This window comes from Enterobacter cloacae complex sp. 397G4, from assembly GCF_050031515.1.
Taxonomy (GTDB): domain Bacteria; phylum Pseudomonadota; class Gammaproteobacteria; order Enterobacterales; family Enterobacteriaceae; genus Enterobacter; species Enterobacter hormaechei_C.
This window is the reverse complement of record NZ_JBLGWE010000002.1, coordinates 83102-100167: the sequence shown is the minus strand read 5'-3', so window position 1 is coordinate 100167 and position 17066 is coordinate 83102. Positions and strand designations below refer to the sequence as shown.

The window sequence follows — 17066 nt, the reverse complement described above, 5'->3', positions numbered from 1 at the left end:
TTAATGAGATGGTCACTCCCTCCTTCCCGGTACTATGCTGAGGACAGGCTTTCATTCGGAGAACTATCATGGAAAACATTGCGCTCATTGGTATCGATCTGGGTAAAAACTCTTTCCATATTCATTGCCAGGATCGTCGCGGGAAGGCTGTTTACCGTAAAAAATTTACCCGGCCAAAGTTGATCGAATTTTTGGCGACATGCCCCGCTACAACCATCGCAATGGAAGCCTGTGGCGGTTCTCACTTTATGGCACGCAAGTTGGAAGAGTTGGGGCATTCCCCAAAGCTGATATCACCACAATTTGTCCGCCCGTTCGTTAAAAGCAATAAAAACGACTTTGTCGACGCCGAAGCTATTTGTGAAGCTGCATCGCGTCCGTCTATGCGTTTTGTGCAGCCCAGAACGGAATCTCAGCAGGCAATGCGGGCTCTGCATCGTGTCCGTGAATCCCTGGTTCAGGATAAGGTAAAAACAACCAATCAAATGCATGCTTTTCTGCTGGAATTTGGCATTAGCGTTCCCCGAGGAGCTGCCGTTATTAGCCGACTGAGTACCATTCTTGAGGATAATAGTTTGCCTCTTTACCTCAGCCAGTTATTGCTGAAATTACAACAGCATTATCACTATCTTGTTGAGCAGATTAAAGATTTGGAATCCCAGTTGAAACGAAAGTTGGACGAAGATGAGGTTGGACAGCGCTTGCTGAGCATTCCCTGCGTCGGAACACTGACAGCGAGTACTATTTCAACTGAGATTGGCGACGGGAAGCAGTACGCCAGCAGCCGTGACTTTGCGGCGGCAACAGGGCTTGTACCTCGGCAGTACAGCACGGGAGGTAGGACGACATTGCTGGGAATTAGTAAGCGAGGTAATAAAAAGATCCGAACTTTGTTGGTTCAATGTGCCAGGGTATTCATACAAAAACTGGAACACCAGTCTGGCAAATTGGCCGATTGGGTCAGGGATTTACTGTGCCGGAAAAGCAACTTTGTCGTCACTTGTGCTCTGGCAAACAAGCTGGCCAGAATAGCCTGGGCCCTAACGGCACGACAGCAAACTTATGTAGCATAACGGCAGAAATACACCGGTTTAAAGAATTACTGATCTGGTTTTGCGAATACTGATATTGATGATACTAACGGCCCACCGGCCTGTTGAGGAACCTGTAAAACGGAAAGGCTCATTGAAGCCGTATATTTTCTGGAGGTTCATCAGGCGCGGAACTCATCAAGGCGCGGGAATAAAATCCCATTCAGACGCCGGATAGATTCAAGCAAGCCAACTTGTCGTCAAAATCGGTGTTGCAAAAACGGGAGTGACCATAGATTCCGTTTTCTGAGACGACCCCACACAGAACGACATGGTCGAAGGTTCTCTTGTCAGAGATTACCCAGTTGCCGGTTTTCACACGGCCTGCTTCACTCACCCCTGCGGTAAGATCGGGTATGAGCGTCCCCTGCATGCCGTCAGTTCGAATTGAAAGAATTTCACCCGATAAACCCAGCTCTGCAAGCTCACTAATAAACGGTCTTTTCATCCGGCTTACCGGTTTTGGCTTCGTCATTTTCATCTTTGCTGTAACACCTCAGTACCCCATTGCTCGTTCCTGGCGGGACAGCCGTTCATCAGCAGCCTGAAGACGCTCATCACGCCGCCGTGCTGCCAGAACCCGTCGTTCTGAAAAAGACATAGCCGCTACGTTTGGTACGCTGAGCTTACCGTCACCGGCACAAACGTCACAGCGAACATCAAATGCTCCGGCAAAATACTTTTCACGCATTTCTGGCTCCCACTCAGCCATTTCTGATTGGGTGAATCCATTTTCAAAGGCCGGGTTTTCCATGGTCCCGTGGCCTTCGCACTGGTGACAGATTATGTACTTAAATTTGCGCATGTAACGCTCCTGTATATGATGGATGAACCACTCTCGTTCAGGGTTATGGCGAAATGTTTATCGCCGCAGCGAGAGATTCAGTCTTGCTATCAATATTCCTGAAGGTTGTCCGCCTGATTTCAGGGAAAGCATTCATTCACTGGCCGGTTCTACCTTATTATTCATACAGATTAAAGTAGTTGTGCCTACTACTGCGGTCACCTTCCTTGACAAAGTAAGCAAAGTTTGAAAAATTTAACACCGACGAAAGGCCATACCTTCGTTAGTGTGCGAAAGCCGCTTGCGAGCGACGGAATAGGTGAAAGCTTTAGTCAGGGTTAATTACCCTGTCTGCGGTGATGGGATGGCTCAGGCGTATATCATCACTCCTTCCAAAGTCCGTACACACTCTTTCAGCCTTTGCAGAAATGCAGGGGCTGTTTCATATCAGACAAGCGCAATGAAATTTTCAAATGCTTTCCAGAAATTCAAAGGCCTTAAGCTTTATCTGTATCTTACGGTCCCCGCACGGAAAGTAACTTTCCTGAACAGGAACCGCCTTGCCAGCCTTAACTTTCTAAACGGTTAAAGTTACACCAGGCTGTAAATGGTGAAACAGTTTTTGAAGCCCATGAAACACCGCTGTCGGAAAGATAACTAGCCCCAAGACGTCTAACTTCTTTTTGATGTAGAGCTAATTCTTTCGGATCGGCAATATCTTCCACCACGCTCATCATGGCAATCTGAACTCCGGGAGATGCCATTTTATAAGCTGTCGAGCTTGCAACTGAATTTTTCAGGATTGCCAATCTTTCTTTTTCTGGTCGCCCGTTGTCAGACGTATTCGCGTACGTTGTACCCGCAACTAACAATGGAAGACTGGCGTTGGCACAGAACTGCATAACGCGTTTTTGCTGGAGCTGTAATTCAGTGGCTGCAAATGCTTTACTGCATCCGAGGATCCCGATAATCATCACTAATGCTGTTTTATACATAAAATTGAAACCGTCCTTATTGAACTTTAAATGTTGCGGTTAACACTGTGTGGAGATGTATGGACTGGATAATACCCACATGCCTGCGCCTGCCAGTATACCGGCTCAGGTATTAAACCTAAGAGATCTGGTGCACCGGATTTTACCTTTTCATTTCGGTTTTATCTTGAGCCTGGCTCTTGAGTTTAAATTTAAAGGTATGGCGCATGCAGGTTTCACTGACGGGTTTTCACACATCCCGGCTGTAACCCATCATTGTTCATGAGCCAGGCCCTGGTATCCTGCCCAGCGTACGGCCAGCCGCTCTAAGTCCAGATCGTACACCAGCGGTGTGATTTTACGGCCTTCAAACAGCTCGCCCAGCTCAATGCCTGGCTTAAAATGAACGGTCAGGGTGGCCGGATCTATGCCCATAAGATCGGCATCAAACAGAGCATGCATTGTTGGAGTCATCAGGATGCCATTAGACGGATTGTACCGGGTTCCATGTTCAATGTGTGCCGCATCCAGGACACCGCCATTAACCCAACCGGTTACCGCACAACGGCCCGCGAAATTCTCGATGAGCAGAGCTTTAAATTTACCCTGTGCCACGCCACTACGTTGCGTCACTACGCGCTCGCAGTGCTCACCCTGGATATCTACGTCAGGTTTCCGCTTTGGTTCGCTGGTGGCCGTCTCAGCTTGTTTTAGGGTGGAACGTGGATAGGCCAGGTTATATGCTGCGCCTGTGGTCATTTGCTCGATGACCGCAGGTGCATAACCTTCTGCTTCCAGCTTACGATATGCAGCCCGGTAGTCTCTTTGGGTTTTCAGCGGGTATATCTTTCCGCCTTTACCATCGAAAGCGATAAACCAGAAATCGTCCGTGCCAGTTTCCAGATTTCTGCAACGTTTCAGATGCCATCCGCCTTCTCTCGCCCAGATGGTACGGTTATTTCTGGCATTCGTTTTGTCATAACCGTTCTCGTCAAGCCAGCTATCAAAGCTGGTCAGCCCCAGATCCTGAACCTCCAGAGAAGGCACTCGAATGACCTGCAAGGTATGGCGGGGTCTTGGCTCTCTCATCTTGATCTCTTCCTAGCGCTGGTCTGGGAAATACGGATATTGCGGGCCATATTCATAGTCATGCGGGCCTGGCTCAACTTCCCAGAATGGACGGCCGCTAATTGTCTTTGGACCGCGCTCGTTTACGATGTCTTCTACATCCTGAATATTAAATGGCATCGTTGCCAGTAACAGCTGATCTTCGGGTGTCAGCGTCACAGTTGCACCGTCGATACGGCTGTAAAGGTCGGCAAACTGTTTACCTGCACCGTGCAACCGGTGCTCCGCTACACTTCTGATTGCGTGTAAGTCCAGCTCCGCCGCTTCCATGCGATCCACGTATAGTTTCATTTCTTTACGCAAAGCGCTCAGCTCACGGGCTTTAATAAACCCGCAGGCGTACCCACCCAGGGCGATAACTGCAATGATTGCTAAAATTGCCATTTTTTTCTCTCACGTGATTGCGGCCGTTACTCTAGTCTTAATGTGAAGTCTGGGAATTCGCTGGATGTTAAGTACGTTTTCATCCCCAGACTGACAGATGCTAAGGCGCGATCCCAACACTCCATTTGTAAGTATCAGGCCCATCTTCTCCGCTGGTGGCATCTGCTACAATCTGTGCATAACGTTCTCCAGCAAGTTCTCTTACCATCTGATCCACGACCCATTGCAGATGATGCATTTCATCGGTTCCGCCGTAACGACAAGCCAACTCAATAGCCCGCTCTATTCTTTTTTGTTCTTCAGTCATACTGAATCCTCACGCTTACATCAGCTATTCTGAAAACATGCACACTATAAATTGCGGCTGTCATTTCTCAGCCAGGCGCCTGCATTGCTGCCTCATTCCATCAAAAATACTTTCCGCAAGCTGCTGGGGGAACTGGTCCGGAAGAAGCCCGCTAACACGTTCAATGACACCCGGGGTTCTGGCGATGATTTCCTCTATCATCGCCTCTGTCTGCTGTTTACTCAGGCCGGTTATCTCACCATGCCTGATCCAGTGGCGTCGTTGTATTCGATATATCTGGTAATAGTTGCTACTGCCACGTACGGCCATCGCCAGTTTGCACTTCTGCCAGGATATCTGATTGTTCCCATGACCGATCACCGGCCATGCCGACAACACATCATAGAGTGGTGTAAGGTGATAACGTCCCTGTGGCCCAATAGAAATACTGAAATTTTTAGCGTGGCCATCTGTTGCGGCCATCATCCAGAAAACTATCTGCGTCATAAAAAACTGCGCTTTGTCACGCTCAGCACGGTCTGAATTACTCAGAACTTCCATAATTTCCGATATACCTGGCCCGCCGTCCGCCTGATATTTTCGTAATGGCGAAATGCCCAGGGCCTGACACATATCCTCCTGGGGTAAACGAATGATCCATTGTCCGTTTCCTGACCATTTTCGGTCAAAACGTTCTACCACCAGCGCTTTCTGATCTTCAAAGTGAGCAATCTGCGTTCTTGCCACGGGGAGCCCGTACTGTTCGAGAAGTACCGAGCAGAGCCATTCATTTTCAACCGACGAGCGCATGTCGGCTTTCATGTTCCCCACAAGTCCGAGCGGTAGCTTGAATATATGCGTCGTTGGTGTATTACCCTCCGGCATACACCACCGATCTTCATGCCACAGTAGGGCTGTTTTCTCCTGAGCACCGGCAATAGATAAACGTAAGTCGTCGTTATCTTCTGGCCTGCCCGGTAGCAATGTCTCCGTGGTATTACGCAAAGTTGCCGCAATTTCTGATTCAGTAAGCGGGTGATACTTCACGGAATATAAATCTGTGGGTTCATCTCCGTCATGAAGCAGCTGTATCGCGCCCACGCAGTCTTTTCCCAGCTCCGTCAGAAGATCAAAAGGCTCCTGGCTATCGGCCTTGTAACGCATTGCCAGACGTCTGCGTATGCCTTCGCTGTCCGGGAGTAAATTATCAAAATAGTCACGTACCACATTTCCACGCCAGACCTGGTTCCCGGGAGTAAAAGGAAGGGACAATGACAGCGGCCTTCCCTGTTCGTCTGCACTCCAGTCAGGAAGGTATTGTAAGCTGTCTACCCCTTTACTTTTTTCCCAGTATCCGACTTTGATTCCGTTCATCCAGATTGCCAGACGCTGCTGTTTCCGGCTCATATCGTTACCATTTCTCCTGTCGTGCAGGTGAGTTTGATTTAAGCATTTCTTCCGTCTGCTTCCCCTCTGAAGAGGCGGTTGTCGAGGAGAAGCTGATTTTTACGCCCAGGATAGAAAACACCTTGAATAGCCGTTCAATGCTCGCACTGGCAGGGTTGGCTTCCAGACGTGAGTATGTCTGTTGAGTGACCCCTAACCTTTCGGACAGGTCTTTTTGCGTCAGGCCATTCGCCTTGCGAAAACCAATGAGCAAGGGACGCAACTGGTTGAGCGTGTTTAACGGGTAATCATTATTGATCATAAGCTGGCCTCAGTAGTTCCTCTGATACACCTTGTACGCTGTTTTCTAAACATACACCCTAAAAGCTGTAATATCAAATTAACAGCCTAAAAGCTGTTAAATAGAGAGTACAACCTTTAGGCTGTTACTAAGTGGCAGCATAAATCTTTATGAGGTTTGATATGAGAGAACTATCAATAATAAGCCGTTACGCTCGTACAGCATCCGGTAAGAGAGCTGACAGATCAGGATCATCGGTAAACGAGAAGCGGAGTATCTTATGGCCCTGTTGTGAGCTGTATAAATAACTACGAGCTACTCTCTGCCTCGGGGAGGAGGCAGAGAGAGTATTAAAAGCAAAGGCAGACATTTTTAGCAGCTGGTGGGCTATGGGGTTCCGGAGGTGCTCCGGTGAATGTTACTTGACTGGCAAGTTTCCTGCTCTGATGGTCAATGCCTCGATGCTGTCTATATTGTTCTGAAGCCGTTCCAGTTCTGCCTTTTCAATACCGGCCCAAAGCTTTAAGTGTCGCTGATAAAGGGACCACTTGAGTGAGTGAAAACCATTCCAGGCCAACCCCATCCAGGAGGCGTAATTCGCATTGAGAATATTGCCGGTGATATACATTTTACCTGCGTTAACAGCACTGGAAGTTCCATAACCCAGGGCAAGCATCATCCGGAAGCGTGGATTTAGCCGCAACGGCATGGTATCCAGTAAGGTCTCCCCAAAAGCTCCTTTTCCCAGCGATACCTGTTTCGCCACATAGAAAACCCGCATCAAAACTTCCATTATGCTCATCGGAATACTTGTCACGATAAACTGACGAAAGTCATACCCGTTGACATACATGTACTCTATTTGTTTGCCGAAGTTAGAACTCCCCACAGGGATCCCCTCAAGCATACGAAGTAGCCCCATAAAAGGAGCCGGTAACCCCATGCCACGGTTTCCTTTTGCTGAGGGGGCATTAACATCCGATGCCAGGTGTCCAAACATTCTGGCGATGAGCCTGAAAATATTGGTTTCGTCTGTAACGCCTTTACTGGAAGGATAAACCACGATCTGTCCATTCTGAACCACCGTACAGGTCCCGTTCAGCATATCCTTTATACCGAAAATAATGCCCAGTACGGGATCGTGTGACAAAGCTCTTAAGCGGTGATTTGTGGGAGACAAAACGCCACCGGCCGCACCCACTAAATCGCTGCTGATCGAACTGTCTGGTGCCCCTATAGGGAACAAATCTGAGAGTTTTGTACTCAGGTCCTCCGGCAAAATGGCATTGAAGGCTTTCTGCACCTGTTTATTGAAAATACCATCCACTTCTGCCGTAAAGCTCACCGTAGGTTTTGGCGGGGCTCTGACGCAAAGTAAATCCAGCATGGATGCTATGAGCCCGCATCCGCAGGCAATAGCATAATCCCAGGCGTCGAGTGCGTAGCGATCATTAAATTCTTTAATATGATTCTGGATCCGGGCATCTACAACAGCCAAGTCATCCGTGGAGAGTATTGTGGCCAGTCCAATATCACCGCATACACGCTGGTTAGCCTCGCTATATATAGTCTTGAGACCAGTAGAATGCATGGCAGTATCTGAAGGGGTCATTTCTCGCAGATGATGTTCTTTAAGCGCCAGATGCTCCGCTTCATCAAGTTCAGTGCCGCTGATTAGCCCGGTCAACTGTGCCTTAAGGCTCTCTATATCACTGTTAATTGTCTCGTGAGCGTTCGCGATATCCTGACCACGGAGCTGAATATAACGGATGGCCCTGAACTCATCATCATAAGGAGACTGACTCATGTGTTTACCTCACCGCGACCAGGCTACCTTTTGGAGCTTTCTTAGTAAGCATGTCGATTGTTGCCTTGATGCCAGCAATTTCTGCCTTAAAATATTCCGCATTCGACATCAACCTTTCCTGAACTTCGTAGAGCTTTTGGATGGCCTGACTAAGGGCGGCTGTCAGTTTCGCATTTTTTTTGTGTTTCACTATCGCGTACCCGCCAATCCCTAACACAGCTACAGGTGCGGCCAATACCGCAATGCCTGCAACCATACCGCCACCGACGATAGACCCTGCTGTAGCGAGCCCGGAGGTTATGCCTGCTGCTGACACTCCCGTTGTACCAAGCGTATAGAGAGCACCGAAGGAAGCCGCTGCGCCTACGCCTGACCCCGCCAAAGCTGCTGCGCCCTCAGTAATACCCGGGAACTTATTTTCAAGCGCCTGAAGAGCACTTGTAACTTCATCCATTGCCTTCTTGCGAATTTTTTCGAGCTCTTCAGTTTCGGTAGCGTCCATTACAGGCCTCGTATTCATAACTTGCTGTGTGATAGGTGAAAAAGAGCACCATAAAAGTGATGAAGAAATCATGACTTACTATTGTGGCACTTTCGAGTTCATGTTTGTCAGTTTCAATGCTGTTGCTGTTAGTAAGGGCAGACGCCATATCGGGCAGACCCAAAATAACTATCGTGCCAGCGTCATTTTGGAACTGACTTTGCTAAAAATCAGTAGCGGACTGAACAGACATGTGTGGATTTGAATCTGGGCAGGTTCCAGACATTATTCCAACCAGACTTCCAATGACAAAATGCTCGTCATTCTCGGAGACGACATAGGGTCCACCAGAGCAACCATCGGTGTTGAAATGTGCTATTACAAAGCGAGTTGTGAGATGTTGGGGAGAATGATTTGAGCAATTTAAAGGCCAAATGCCTGAAACTTCACCAGGGAATGTCGAAATTGTTGTCTCATTCATTGGATATCCGACACCCAATGTACCCATGCCAGCTGCGGGAGCCAGGACCTTAAAGTAACTACTTACAGGCTGTTGTATTCCAGCTGGTAATACGATTTCTGCACTGTCAACAAACGGAATGCCGTCTTTAAAGTCTGCCCTGTCATTAGCCTCATTGAGAATGAAATCGACTAGAACAGGCTCTTCGTTCACCAGTCCTTGATGGTTAAGAAATTTGACGTAAAGTTTAAGTGTATTGCTGACGGGATAAATTTTTCCAAGAGCATTGGTAACAACATGGGCTGCGGTGAGAATCTTTTGCTGCTGACCATTATCGAAACCAAACGCAGTTGCTTCGAGATGGCTACTAAAATGAGGATCATTGCTTACATAGATTTTACAAACGTAGTTTTCAAACATTATTTCCTCCTTTTGCCGGTACCTAATCAGTTACACGGCTGCATGTTATAAACAACTAAACTCGCTTCCTGATATTTGAGTTTGTATGTTTTGCCAGGCACCAGCTCACCTCTGAAACACGGTTAGTCTCCTCCATGACATGGTTATGGCACTGTTATCGACGAAAGGCTGGAATTCCTTTAATGGCATTATCCATTTCAAGTCGTATGTCCTGAACGGGAGCGTATATTTTTATGATTCCAGATCTTAACCCTGAAACATTCCCCGTATCAAAACTGACCCGTTACAGATAAGTCACCACCGGTGCTGTCGATTAATTTAGTGAATTGCATGTCCTCATCCCATAAAGGGTAGGGCCTACCCCCGGCATCGAGCAAACCTGACCACCCTGCCCTTATTAAGACCCCACATGCGGCAATGGTGCCCTGTCCACGCCGCCCGCGAACTTTGAGGAAATGGGGAGAAAATAAAAAGAAAACAAAAAGTTATCGGCTGAAGTACCGGCGCAGATCGGGAATCAGGCGAAGCCTGACAGCACGTTAGGGCCTGGCAGGGGGCTTGAGGGATGAGGACATGCAATTGTGATAACCTTCCCGCCACGGGGTCGGTTAAATTCGTATCCTGCCGGTGCAATTCCAACGGCCGCGTTACCAGTTCGCCGGGTAGCATGGCCAGCAAAGCCAGGCATCGAGCACCCGGGTTTCACTGACGGCCGCTGCATAGACGCCGGTATCCGGGAAGAAATAAACCGGGGTGGCGTTGTTCAGCTGGTCGCCTTCATCGGCCAGAGCGCCGATCACCTCATGAGGCTTAAGCAGCATATCCGTTAAATATTCATCCGGGTGGATGGCATTCAGCGATATGGCCATCTCCAGAAATTCATCCAGGGTATGGCGGGTACGATACCCCCGGAAAACCTCGTATGAAGGCGTGACGCATTCACCATCCAGGGAACAGGCATCGTAACCGGCCAGCTGCTCTTCGGTGAGTCCGGAGGCATGCTTTGCCACAAGATTCGTAAATTGCTCTTTATCGTCCATCACAATCCTTACGCTGTAGGGGCCTGTTTGTGTTATCACTGCTTCCGGTTTTTACTTCGCACAACCCGGCAGGTATCCGGTCGCCCGGGCGTCCTTTGCGGTCTTGTTCGCCCTTCGCCTGAATTACGTCAAATCCCTTTCACTACCCGGCCGCAGGGTGACACCTCCCCTTTTCTCCGGAAGCGAAAGAGGAAGAACAGTTTAACAGCCCGGATCCTCAATAATTTTCGCGTAACGGACTAAATAACCGGTTTATGCAGCTTCTGATAACCACAGACCGCGATAGAATAAAACGTCTGGTGAGGAACCGGAGTGTTATGTAAGCGGGGGGTTTAACTGGGTATCTGTGTAGTCCTATTTAGCCAGATATCCCGAATAAAAACCTCAACGATTAGGTAAACGAAATGGATGGATTCTGGTCGATGTTCTGTTTGTTTGTCGTGGTAGTTTCACTGCATAAAGCCCTTTCTGTAGCAGCAGCACGAGCAGACGCAGCAAAATTAAATATGCTTCTCAGAATGAGAAAGTTTAAAAAGTAGCTTTCAAGACATCTGAGAATTCTTTTAAATCCTCAGAGGAAGTTATATGTTTAGGCTATTTGCAAACTAAGGTTGGAATTCCATCATTCTAGCCTTAGATCTTTGATCAAGTGAAGTTGCTCACTTGGTTGGATTTTACCGTTTCCTGACGGCTTTTCAGAAGCGAGGGCTGGTTGGAATGCCTTCCAGCTAGAAGTCTTGCAGATGCTCTCCGGGCATTAACTCATTGTCGAATCTGCACCAGTATCACTAGGTTGTTGAGCGGGCGATTAGCTTTTTCACTGAGCCGCTGTACACTCGACTGCTTCAAGAAGCACTACTTACCATTTGCCTGCCGTAAGGTCTGTTCTTAGCTGGATTTTTTTGGGAGGATACGCAGTCATGACAACTCAATCCAGCTCAATACAATACGCTTACGCGCTAGACGGCGAGGGCACCCTCACGCACATTGGCGCTGCCCTGCGCTCACATACTTACACCTGCCCAGGTTGTAAGAGCCCCCTGACCCCGGTAATGGGCGAGTTCAACGCTAAGCACTTTCGCCATTCGGAAGAATGCTGTGCCCTTGAAACCTATCTTCACAAGTGCGGCAAAGAAGCATTCTTCTATCGCTACCAACAAGCTCTCAGCCGTGAAATGCCTATTAGCCTTGAGCTGGAGCGCCGGGTTGCCTGTAATGGTTCTCGTTTAGCCTTGGTTAGAGACGAAGCACGTCAGTGCGTAAAATCCGTGCCTGCACGCTACAACTTGACTCAATTTTTCGATCAGGCAGAGCTGGAAAAACACGATAAGGTCACAGGGCTGCGACCAGACGTGATGTTGTATGATACGACTGGCGAAAGGCGTTGCTACGTAGAGATTTGTGTCACACACCCCTGCTCTCAAGACAAGATCGAAGCCGGTATCCCGATTCTTGAGTTTAAGGTCCAATCTGCCTCTGATATTCAGATGTTGCTTACCGGGGCCTACTCGATCAAGGAGAAGATCCTGAGAGTATTCAACTGGCTTCCCCCGTTTCAATCTGTGGACACCTGTAGCGGCGTCTGCTCAGTAGGTAACGTGGATATGTCTGTCTGGAGTTTAAGTGGTTCCGGCCGACTCAACGAACAAACGATGCCGCTCGCTGAAGTGGATTTAACAATCAATTCTGACGTGAACACATGGCCTAGATCGTTAGGGGCCGCTGAGCTGGCTGATAACTTACGAGCTTTTATCCGTCACGCCGATCCTCATTCACTATTTCCCAACTGCATTATGTGCGAGCAAGCAGGCCGATGGGAGGATGGCTATCTGCAATGTCACAGTAAGGCAAAGATCGTTCCCTACACCGAGGCCCGTCAGTGCGCCAATTACAAGGTTAAGGCATGACCAAAAGACTGACTTGGGAGCAGAAAAGTATTGTCAGCCATGACACCGGACATGCGTTGGTAAAAGCCGTACCTGGTAGCGGGAAAACAACCACACTTGTAAAGCGCGTTGAGCGGCTGGTCAAGACGGGAACTGATCCTCGCTCCATTCTGATCCTGATGTACAACAAGTCGGCGCAGGTGAGCTTCACGGAGAACTTGAAGACGGCACTGATGTCGAGCGTGATTCCAGAAATCCGCACGTTCCACAGCTTGGCCTTAAAGATTGTTGGTTACGGAGAACGCCAACAGATAATCAAGAAGAAAGACCTCATTACTCCAAGCGACTACCGCTATGAGCAACTGGTAAAGCAAGCCTACCGCTATGGCTTTGACCATGAGGCGAATTATATTGACCCCAATGAAATTGAAAACTTCGAGCTGTTTATTGCTCGCTGCCGGGCGGCGGCCGTAACTCCTGTTGATGCTGCCAATGATCCAACGTTCAGCAACATCAAACGGGAGTTTATTCACGCCTATGGCCGCTATTGTGAGCTGCTGGAGGAAAACAGTCTGCGAACCTTTGATGACTGTTTGATTGAGGCTGTCGCACTGTTGCGTAATGACAGCAGCCTTGGTGCCCACTTCAAGCACATCATTGTTGATGAATATCAGGACGTTAACCTGATACAGCATGACATGACCCGCTTGCTATCTAAGTCGGATACGTCGGTTATGGCTGTTGGTGATGTTAACCAGTGTATTTATGAGTGGCGTGGTGCTCGACCAGACTTTATCGGCGGACTGTTTGAAAGGCACTACCCGAATACGAAGGTGTTTCAACTGTCATGCACGTTCAGATTTGGCCATGAGCTTTCCTTGATGGCTAACTCGGTAATTCGGCGCAACTCTACAAAGCTGACCAAGCTTTGTGTCAGTCATCCTAGCACCCCCAAAACAGAGGTCAGATTGCACTTTGATAACTGCCTATCCAAGGTGCTATCAAACCTCTCGGTGAGCAGTGGAACACAAGCCATATTGTCCCGCACTAAGGCGAACCTTGCTGAGGCGGAAATTGCTTTACGCCTGTGTGGGCTACCTTATCGCTACCTCAATGGTTCAAGCGCATTACACACCCGCACCGAAATCGGGATACTGGTAGTTGGCGTCTTGCTGTCTGTGTACGGCGATCTGCGGCTACTGGAAAACCATCCCAACAAACAAGCGATTGTTTACGGCTTTCTGAAGGAGGCTGGTTTTAGATGGCAGAAAGGGCAATTCAAAGCGGCGCTCAGTGGATTGATGGCTCCGCACGCCGACCTATGGTCTGCTCTAGGTCAGTTATTCGAGGGCGCACAATACCAAAAAGATCGGCTGGGCAGGCTCGCCACTATCTGCCAGAAAGACGGAGAGGAAACGCCTGCTATCGATGTGTTACGACGCCTGAGTATGGAGGGTTTCATTGATAGTGTTGGCTCTGAGGGTGTAACTCGCACTGGATCGAACGACCAGCAACGAGGGGTCGTGAGGATCGGGGAGCTACTTGACTCCAGTAAGATCGATTCCCGCACGTTTTTAAACCTTATCTTGAATCCAGGCGAGGCTGCTACTGACTGCGATCCCTTCATCCTTTCCACACTGCATGGTTCCAAGGGGCTGGAGTGGGATAACGTAATACTGATCGGGCTGAATGAGCAGGAATTTCCTGGCGGCAAACCCGATGATGTTTACAGCGTTCGCACATCGATGAACACCCCTCCGGCCGAAGAGGAAATCGAGGAGGAACGTCGGCTGTTTTATGTCGGTATCACTCGCACAAAACAGCAGCTAAATCTGGTGGTCCCTCTTGATGAAGGGCTTGCGCGGTGGCTCAAAAACCGCTGGGATAGCACCCCGAAGAAGTCACCGATAGCTACTCGCTTCGTCTATGAGGCTGGCTGGACTGCTTGTGCGGTTACCAGTGATGCGATCTATAACAGCACGGTAGAGAAACAGAAGGCTGACTTCAGCAAGTTTCACCAATGGTATCTAAGAGATCTTCAGCGGCTAAAAGTCTAGGGCTACCGATACTTTTCGATTTCAGACAGGTGCTCGTTATCCAGATCAATTGTGGCTTTTCTTTCAGAAGCGAGCTTCTTCGCTCGCTTTGCATACTGAAGCCCCTTGGCTGGCTGCTCTCCGCGTAGGATCTGTTCAGCCTGCTTGCTCGTGCTGTGCCCCAGAAAGCGTTCGTACTGCTCGTCAGATACCTCAGTGCCGATCAGTCGTTCGATCCAGCCGCTTTTCGGCGGGTAACTTACGCCCAGCGCAAGCAACTGCCTTTTCTGTACCCACTATTTCCGGCGCGGCCGGCTTCAATCAAGGCTTTGGTTAGAACTACAGCCATTTGGGGACTCTCATACACAAACCTGAACCATGCGGGTCTGATTGGCGGTCAAGATAGCAGCGCATCGAAATCAACACTGAACTCTGCTTCTAAGAACTCAATCGTGGCTGGTTGGCTATCGAGCGATGCTTCCCGTGTAGACTCCAGTGCGCACTCCAATCGACGCAGCAGAGTAAACGGCAAAATGATCTTGCCGAAGTCGGTATGCTTGAAATCCCCCCCCACAGGTCTTCCGCGTTCTTCCAAATGAAATCAGCTTGCGAAGCAGCCGAACCTACGAACTCTGCCATCTTGGCCTCCAACCAACTTTTGCACGAAACGGCACATCTTCCAAAAGAGGGTTGTCAACCAAGTTTTGCACAAAACGGACTTTGATCCATTTCTAACTAAAATCTACAATCCAACCTCAGATTGCAAATAGCCTATGTTTATTACAGATGGTATGGTTCGTGTTTTTGTTTATTCGATGGCAACTGTACTCTTTCTGCCGCTTGGCTTGTTGAAAAGCACGTGGTGGTTTTCACCATTGTTTGCGATAGCTGCTATTGATTACTTAATGTTTCTGCGTCGACAAGGCTAGTTGCTGAACCTCATACCTCAGAGCAATCTGTATGTTTTTTACACCACTGGTTAAAAGGTCAGGCTACGTTCCTGACGTTTTTTAAAAAACAGTTTTATGTTTGATGCGTTACTGGTCTGTCTGGTAACCCAGTGGTACATTACCATTATTAAGGCTGGCTGGCGGTGGTGCATCATGCTTAAACGACCCTCTCTGAGCGTACTTTCCGACAGTCCTGTGCACCGCACCACTTACCCGGCAGGCCTATGTCTTGGTTATTCTTCGTTGTACCTTTTTCTTCAGCTTTATCCCTGACATGTCTGTCTGAACAGTTCTAAGCAAACCGGAATGTTGTCATGGCCAAAGTACAAGGGCTCTTTGTTGGATACCGAAAATTCGCTGTTGATCGTGACTGGCTTCGTCAGCAGGAAGAACAACGTTATCGGGATCGCCAGCGACAATTTGATGAATGGTCCAGGAAATGGGTCACTGTAACCAGGCTCAAAGAGACTCGTTTATGGACTGACGGAGCCATCAGGCGATGGTTGGGTGAACCTCAGCAGCAGGGTAAATATAAAGTTTTCCCCGTTGAAGCGGTTTTGGCTGCTGAGAAGTTGAATGAGTTTCGGCTCTGGCTTAAACCCCGACTGGAAAAGAAACGTGCCCAGCACCACCACTTTTTAATTCCATTTCTGTAAAGTAGAAACAACGGCAGTTCCGGCCGCATTCAAGGCTTCGGCATCTGGTCAGAAATAAAGCGCCATTTTTCAGTATAAGGGAGGTTAGATAGTGGAAGGTATTGAGACACTGAGTTTGCAGCTTGATGAGAATGAAACTATGGCCCTTGCTCAATTAGTTAAACGTCTGAGCTGGAGCGATCTTCGTGGCTGTGCTGTGAGTGACGAAGAAGCCTGGGTAATGAAAAGCGCAATTGAAAAATTACAACAGGCGTTAAGGGAAGAAGGTTATGCGCCTCGATGAGGCTGGCTTCGTTCTTTATTCCGATAACAAATTTGCTTAAGGACTAACTATGAGCCAGCACTGGTATGAGGTGAAAAGCAATCAGGGAATTGTTCAGGTGATTGTTGGGAGAAGATATTAATGTAATGCGTTTCTGCATTACATCAAGCAGATTAGCTTTTTCTGGTCAAAATAGACGATGTGATTTTTCTTTAGCCGAAGTCCATCCGCTCCCCACGCAACCGGTAAAGGTTCGCAGGTTTAATAAAGATAGGTTTCGTATCTCCCTAAGGGTGGGATAGGTAAACTCATAATGGCATCTGTGTTTACTATGTAAGTATTCGGGTAAAATTCATCTAATACAGTAAAGTTTAGTTTCTTACAAAAGCTTAATAAATATGGGTTTTTCACGTCTTCTATTACAACATCGCACCAGGGATTCGATTCACAGCAAAGCTTCAGAAAAGACTTAAACCATCCCTTGTTTTGTATTTCTTCCGGAAGCCGTACCACATGTATGGTCAGACAATCTCCATGATAACGATTAGTACTTTGTCTAAGCCCTACAACAATCCCCTTTTCTTGAATCTGTACACCTGCCTGATGCTCTTTCATGTCGGGCGTATAGTGCCTTGCTCTGTTTAACCAGGCCACCAGCTGCTGAGCCGTACTTGGTGATTCTTCAGCTATCCATTTCAGGTACTTGATGCGGTCCATATGCGCCTCCCTGTACG

19 protein-coding genes and 1 pseudogene are annotated in these 17066 nt (G+C 48.4%); 5 read left to right on the top strand and 15 right to left on the bottom strand.

The genetic code is table 11. From position 1 onward, the window contains the following. The first annotated feature begins 68 nt into the window (after positions 1-68). Positions 69-1073: an IS110-like element IS4321 family transposase gene (locus ACQG1Y_RS24115; RefSeq protein WP_000427623.1), complete on the top strand. Its 1005-nt coding sequence runs from the start codon at positions 69-71 to the stop codon at positions 1071-1073. 181 nt (positions 1074-1254) lie between these two features. On the opposite strand, the gene ACQG1Y_RS24110 is transcribed toward ACQG1Y_RS24115, so the two are convergent. The 12 genes from ACQG1Y_RS24110 to ACQG1Y_RS24055 all read right to left on the bottom strand — a co-directional run bounded on the left by ACQG1Y_RS24110 (position 1255) and on the right by ACQG1Y_RS24055 (position 10542). Beyond that, the gene (locus tag ACQG1Y_RS24110; protein ID WP_012477379.1) at positions 1255-1572 is read right to left on the bottom strand and encodes a hypothetical protein; all 318 of its coding nucleotides are present in this window, start codon (positions 1570-1572) and stop codon (positions 1255-1257) included. Positions 1573-1587: 15 nt separating this feature from the next. Then, complete coding sequence (locus ACQG1Y_RS24105; protein ID WP_001224686.1) at positions 1588-1896, bottom strand: hypothetical protein; 309 nt, start codon at positions 1894-1896, stop codon at positions 1588-1590. A 548-nt stretch (positions 1897-2444) separates the two neighbouring features. Next, positions 2445-2870 carry a hypothetical protein gene (locus ACQG1Y_RS24100; RefSeq protein ID WP_000278471.1) on the bottom strand — a complete coding sequence of 142 codons (426 nt, stop codon included), beginning with the start codon at positions 2868-2870 and terminating at the stop codon, positions 2445-2447. A gap of 252 nt (positions 2871-3122) precedes the next feature. Further along, positions 3123-3938, bottom strand: a complete 816-nt coding sequence (locus ACQG1Y_RS24095; protein WP_001641519.1) for an HNH endonuclease signature motif containing protein — start codon at positions 3936-3938, stop codon at positions 3123-3125. A gap of 12 nt (positions 3939-3950) precedes the next feature. After that, entirely contained in the window at positions 3951-4361 is a 411-nt protein-coding gene (locus ACQG1Y_RS24090) for a hypothetical protein (protein WP_000985909.1), read from the bottom strand. Between the two features lie 100 nt (positions 4362-4461). Next, positions 4462-4668 carry a hypothetical protein gene (locus ACQG1Y_RS24085; RefSeq protein WP_000134171.1) on the bottom strand — a complete coding sequence of 69 codons (207 nt, stop codon included), beginning with the start codon at positions 4666-4668 and terminating at the stop codon, positions 4462-4464. 60 nt (positions 4669-4728) lie between these two features. Continuing rightward, the gene (locus tag ACQG1Y_RS24080) at positions 4729-6054 is read right to left on the bottom strand and encodes a type II toxin-antitoxin system HipA family toxin (protein WP_426737254.1); all 1326 of its coding nucleotides are present in this window, start codon (positions 6052-6054) and stop codon (positions 4729-4731) included. A 4-nt stretch (positions 6055-6058) separates the two neighbouring features. Continuing rightward, entirely contained in the window at positions 6059-6352 is a 294-nt protein-coding gene (locus ACQG1Y_RS24075) for a helix-turn-helix transcriptional regulator (protein ID WP_012477377.1), read from the bottom strand. A gap of 400 nt (positions 6353-6752) precedes the next feature. Next, positions 6753-8141 carry a hypothetical protein gene (locus ACQG1Y_RS24070; protein WP_000083579.1) on the bottom strand — a complete coding sequence of 463 codons (1389 nt, stop codon included), beginning with the start codon at positions 8139-8141 and terminating at the stop codon, positions 6753-6755. A 4-nt stretch (positions 8142-8145) separates the two neighbouring features. Then, entirely contained in the window at positions 8146-8643 is a 498-nt protein-coding gene (locus tag ACQG1Y_RS24065; protein WP_000340139.1) for a membrane protein, read from the bottom strand. A gap of 202 nt (positions 8644-8845) precedes the next feature. Next, positions 8846-9502, bottom strand: a complete 657-nt coding sequence (locus ACQG1Y_RS24060) for a trypsin-like serine protease (protein ID WP_000462754.1) — start codon at positions 9500-9502, stop codon at positions 8846-8848. 647 nt (positions 9503-10149) lie between these two features. Continuing rightward, positions 10150-10542: a hypothetical protein gene (locus ACQG1Y_RS24055; protein WP_000341066.1), complete on the bottom strand. Its 393-nt coding sequence runs from the start codon at positions 10540-10542 to the stop codon at positions 10150-10152. Between the two features lie 920 nt (positions 10543-11462). Here ACQG1Y_RS24055 and ACQG1Y_RS24050 point away from each other — a divergent pair. Further along, positions 11463-12449 carry a hypothetical protein gene (locus tag ACQG1Y_RS24050; protein WP_000211823.1) on the top strand — a complete coding sequence of 329 codons (987 nt, stop codon included), beginning with the start codon at positions 11463-11465 and terminating at the stop codon, positions 12447-12449. Next, positions 12446-14485, top strand: a complete 2040-nt coding sequence (locus ACQG1Y_RS24045) for an ATP-dependent helicase (protein ID WP_000166877.1) — start codon at positions 12446-12448, stop codon at positions 14483-14485. The genes ACQG1Y_RS24050 and ACQG1Y_RS24045 overlap by 4 nt, the downstream gene beginning before the upstream one ends. A gap of 2 nt (positions 14486-14487) precedes the next feature. On the opposite strand, the gene ACQG1Y_RS24040 is transcribed toward ACQG1Y_RS24045, so the two are convergent. After that, complete coding sequence (locus ACQG1Y_RS24040; protein ID WP_000880375.1) at positions 14488-14742, bottom strand: hypothetical protein; 255 nt, start codon at positions 14740-14742, stop codon at positions 14488-14490. A 140-nt stretch (positions 14743-14882) separates the two neighbouring features. After that, positions 14883-15103: pseudogene (locus ACQG1Y_RS24035) on the bottom strand (type I restriction-modification system subunit M N-terminal domain-containing protein); the annotation flags it as partial. A gap of 625 nt (positions 15104-15728) precedes the next feature. Between ACQG1Y_RS24035 and ACQG1Y_RS24030 the strand changes: the two are divergent. Both ACQG1Y_RS24030 and ACQG1Y_RS24025 read left to right on the top strand, forming a co-directional pair. Next, positions 15729-16070: a hypothetical protein gene (locus ACQG1Y_RS24030; protein WP_001151572.1), complete on the top strand. Its 342-nt coding sequence runs from the start codon at positions 15729-15731 to the stop codon at positions 16068-16070. 91 nt (positions 16071-16161) lie between these two features. After that, entirely contained in the window at positions 16162-16353 is a 192-nt protein-coding gene (locus tag ACQG1Y_RS24025; RefSeq protein ID WP_000398479.1) for a DUF7706 family protein, read from the top strand. Between the two features lie 240 nt (positions 16354-16593). Here ACQG1Y_RS24025 and ACQG1Y_RS24020 read toward each other — a convergent pair whose 3' ends face one another. Continuing rightward, a complete protein-coding gene (locus tag ACQG1Y_RS24020) occupies positions 16594-17049 on the bottom strand; it encodes a hypothetical protein (protein ID WP_000374058.1) in 456 nt (151 codons plus the stop codon). Positions 17050-17066: the final 17 nt, after the last annotated feature.

Coding starts and splice junctions, on each gene's coding strand:
- ACQG1Y_RS24115 (WP_000427623.1), top strand. CDS start 69: ATGGAAAACATTGCGCTCATTGGTATCGATCTGGGTAAAAACTCTTTC.
- ACQG1Y_RS24110 (WP_012477379.1), bottom strand. CDS start 1,572: ATGAAAATGACGAAGCCAAAACCGGTAAGCCGGATGAAAAGACCGTTT.
- ACQG1Y_RS24105 (WP_001224686.1), bottom strand. CDS start 1,896: ATGCGCAAATTTAAGTACATAATCTGTCACCAGTGCGAAGGCCACGGG.
- ACQG1Y_RS24100 (WP_000278471.1), bottom strand. CDS start 2,870: ATGTATAAAACAGCATTAGTGATGATTATCGGGATCCTCGGATGCAGT.
- ACQG1Y_RS24095 (WP_001641519.1), bottom strand. CDS start 3,938: ATGAGAGAGCCAAGACCCCGCCATACCTTGCAGGTCATTCGAGTGCCT.
- ACQG1Y_RS24090 (WP_000985909.1), bottom strand. CDS start 4,361: ATGGCAATTTTAGCAATCATTGCAGTTATCGCCCTGGGTGGGTACGCC.
- ACQG1Y_RS24085 (WP_000134171.1), bottom strand. CDS start 4,668: ATGACTGAAGAACAAAAAAGAATAGAGCGGGCTATTGAGTTGGCTTGT.
- ACQG1Y_RS24080 (WP_426737254.1), bottom strand. CDS start 6,054: ATGAGCCGGAAACAGCAGCGTCTGGCAATCTGGATGAACGGAATCAAA.
- ACQG1Y_RS24070 (WP_000083579.1), bottom strand. CDS start 8,141: ATGAGTCAGTCTCCTTATGATGATGAGTTCAGGGCCATCCGTTATATT.
- ACQG1Y_RS24065 (WP_000340139.1), bottom strand. CDS start 8,643: ATGGACGCTACCGAAACTGAAGAGCTCGAAAAAATTCGCAAGAAGGCA.
- ACQG1Y_RS24060 (WP_000462754.1), bottom strand. CDS start 9,502: ATGTTTGAAAACTACGTTTGTAAAATCTATGTAAGCAATGATCCTCAT.
- ACQG1Y_RS24055 (WP_000341066.1), bottom strand. CDS start 10,542: ATGGACGATAAAGAGCAATTTACGAATCTTGTGGCAAAGCATGCCTCC.
- ACQG1Y_RS24050 (WP_000211823.1), top strand. CDS start 11,463: ATGACAACTCAATCCAGCTCAATACAATACGCTTACGCGCTAGACGGC.
- ACQG1Y_RS24045 (WP_000166877.1), top strand. CDS start 12,446: ATGACCAAAAGACTGACTTGGGAGCAGAAAAGTATTGTCAGCCATGAC.
- ACQG1Y_RS24030 (WP_001151572.1), top strand. CDS start 15,729: ATGGCCAAAGTACAAGGGCTCTTTGTTGGATACCGAAAATTCGCTGTT.
- ACQG1Y_RS24020 (WP_000374058.1), bottom strand. CDS start 17,049: ATGGACCGCATCAAGTACCTGAAATGGATAGCTGAAGAATCACCAAGT.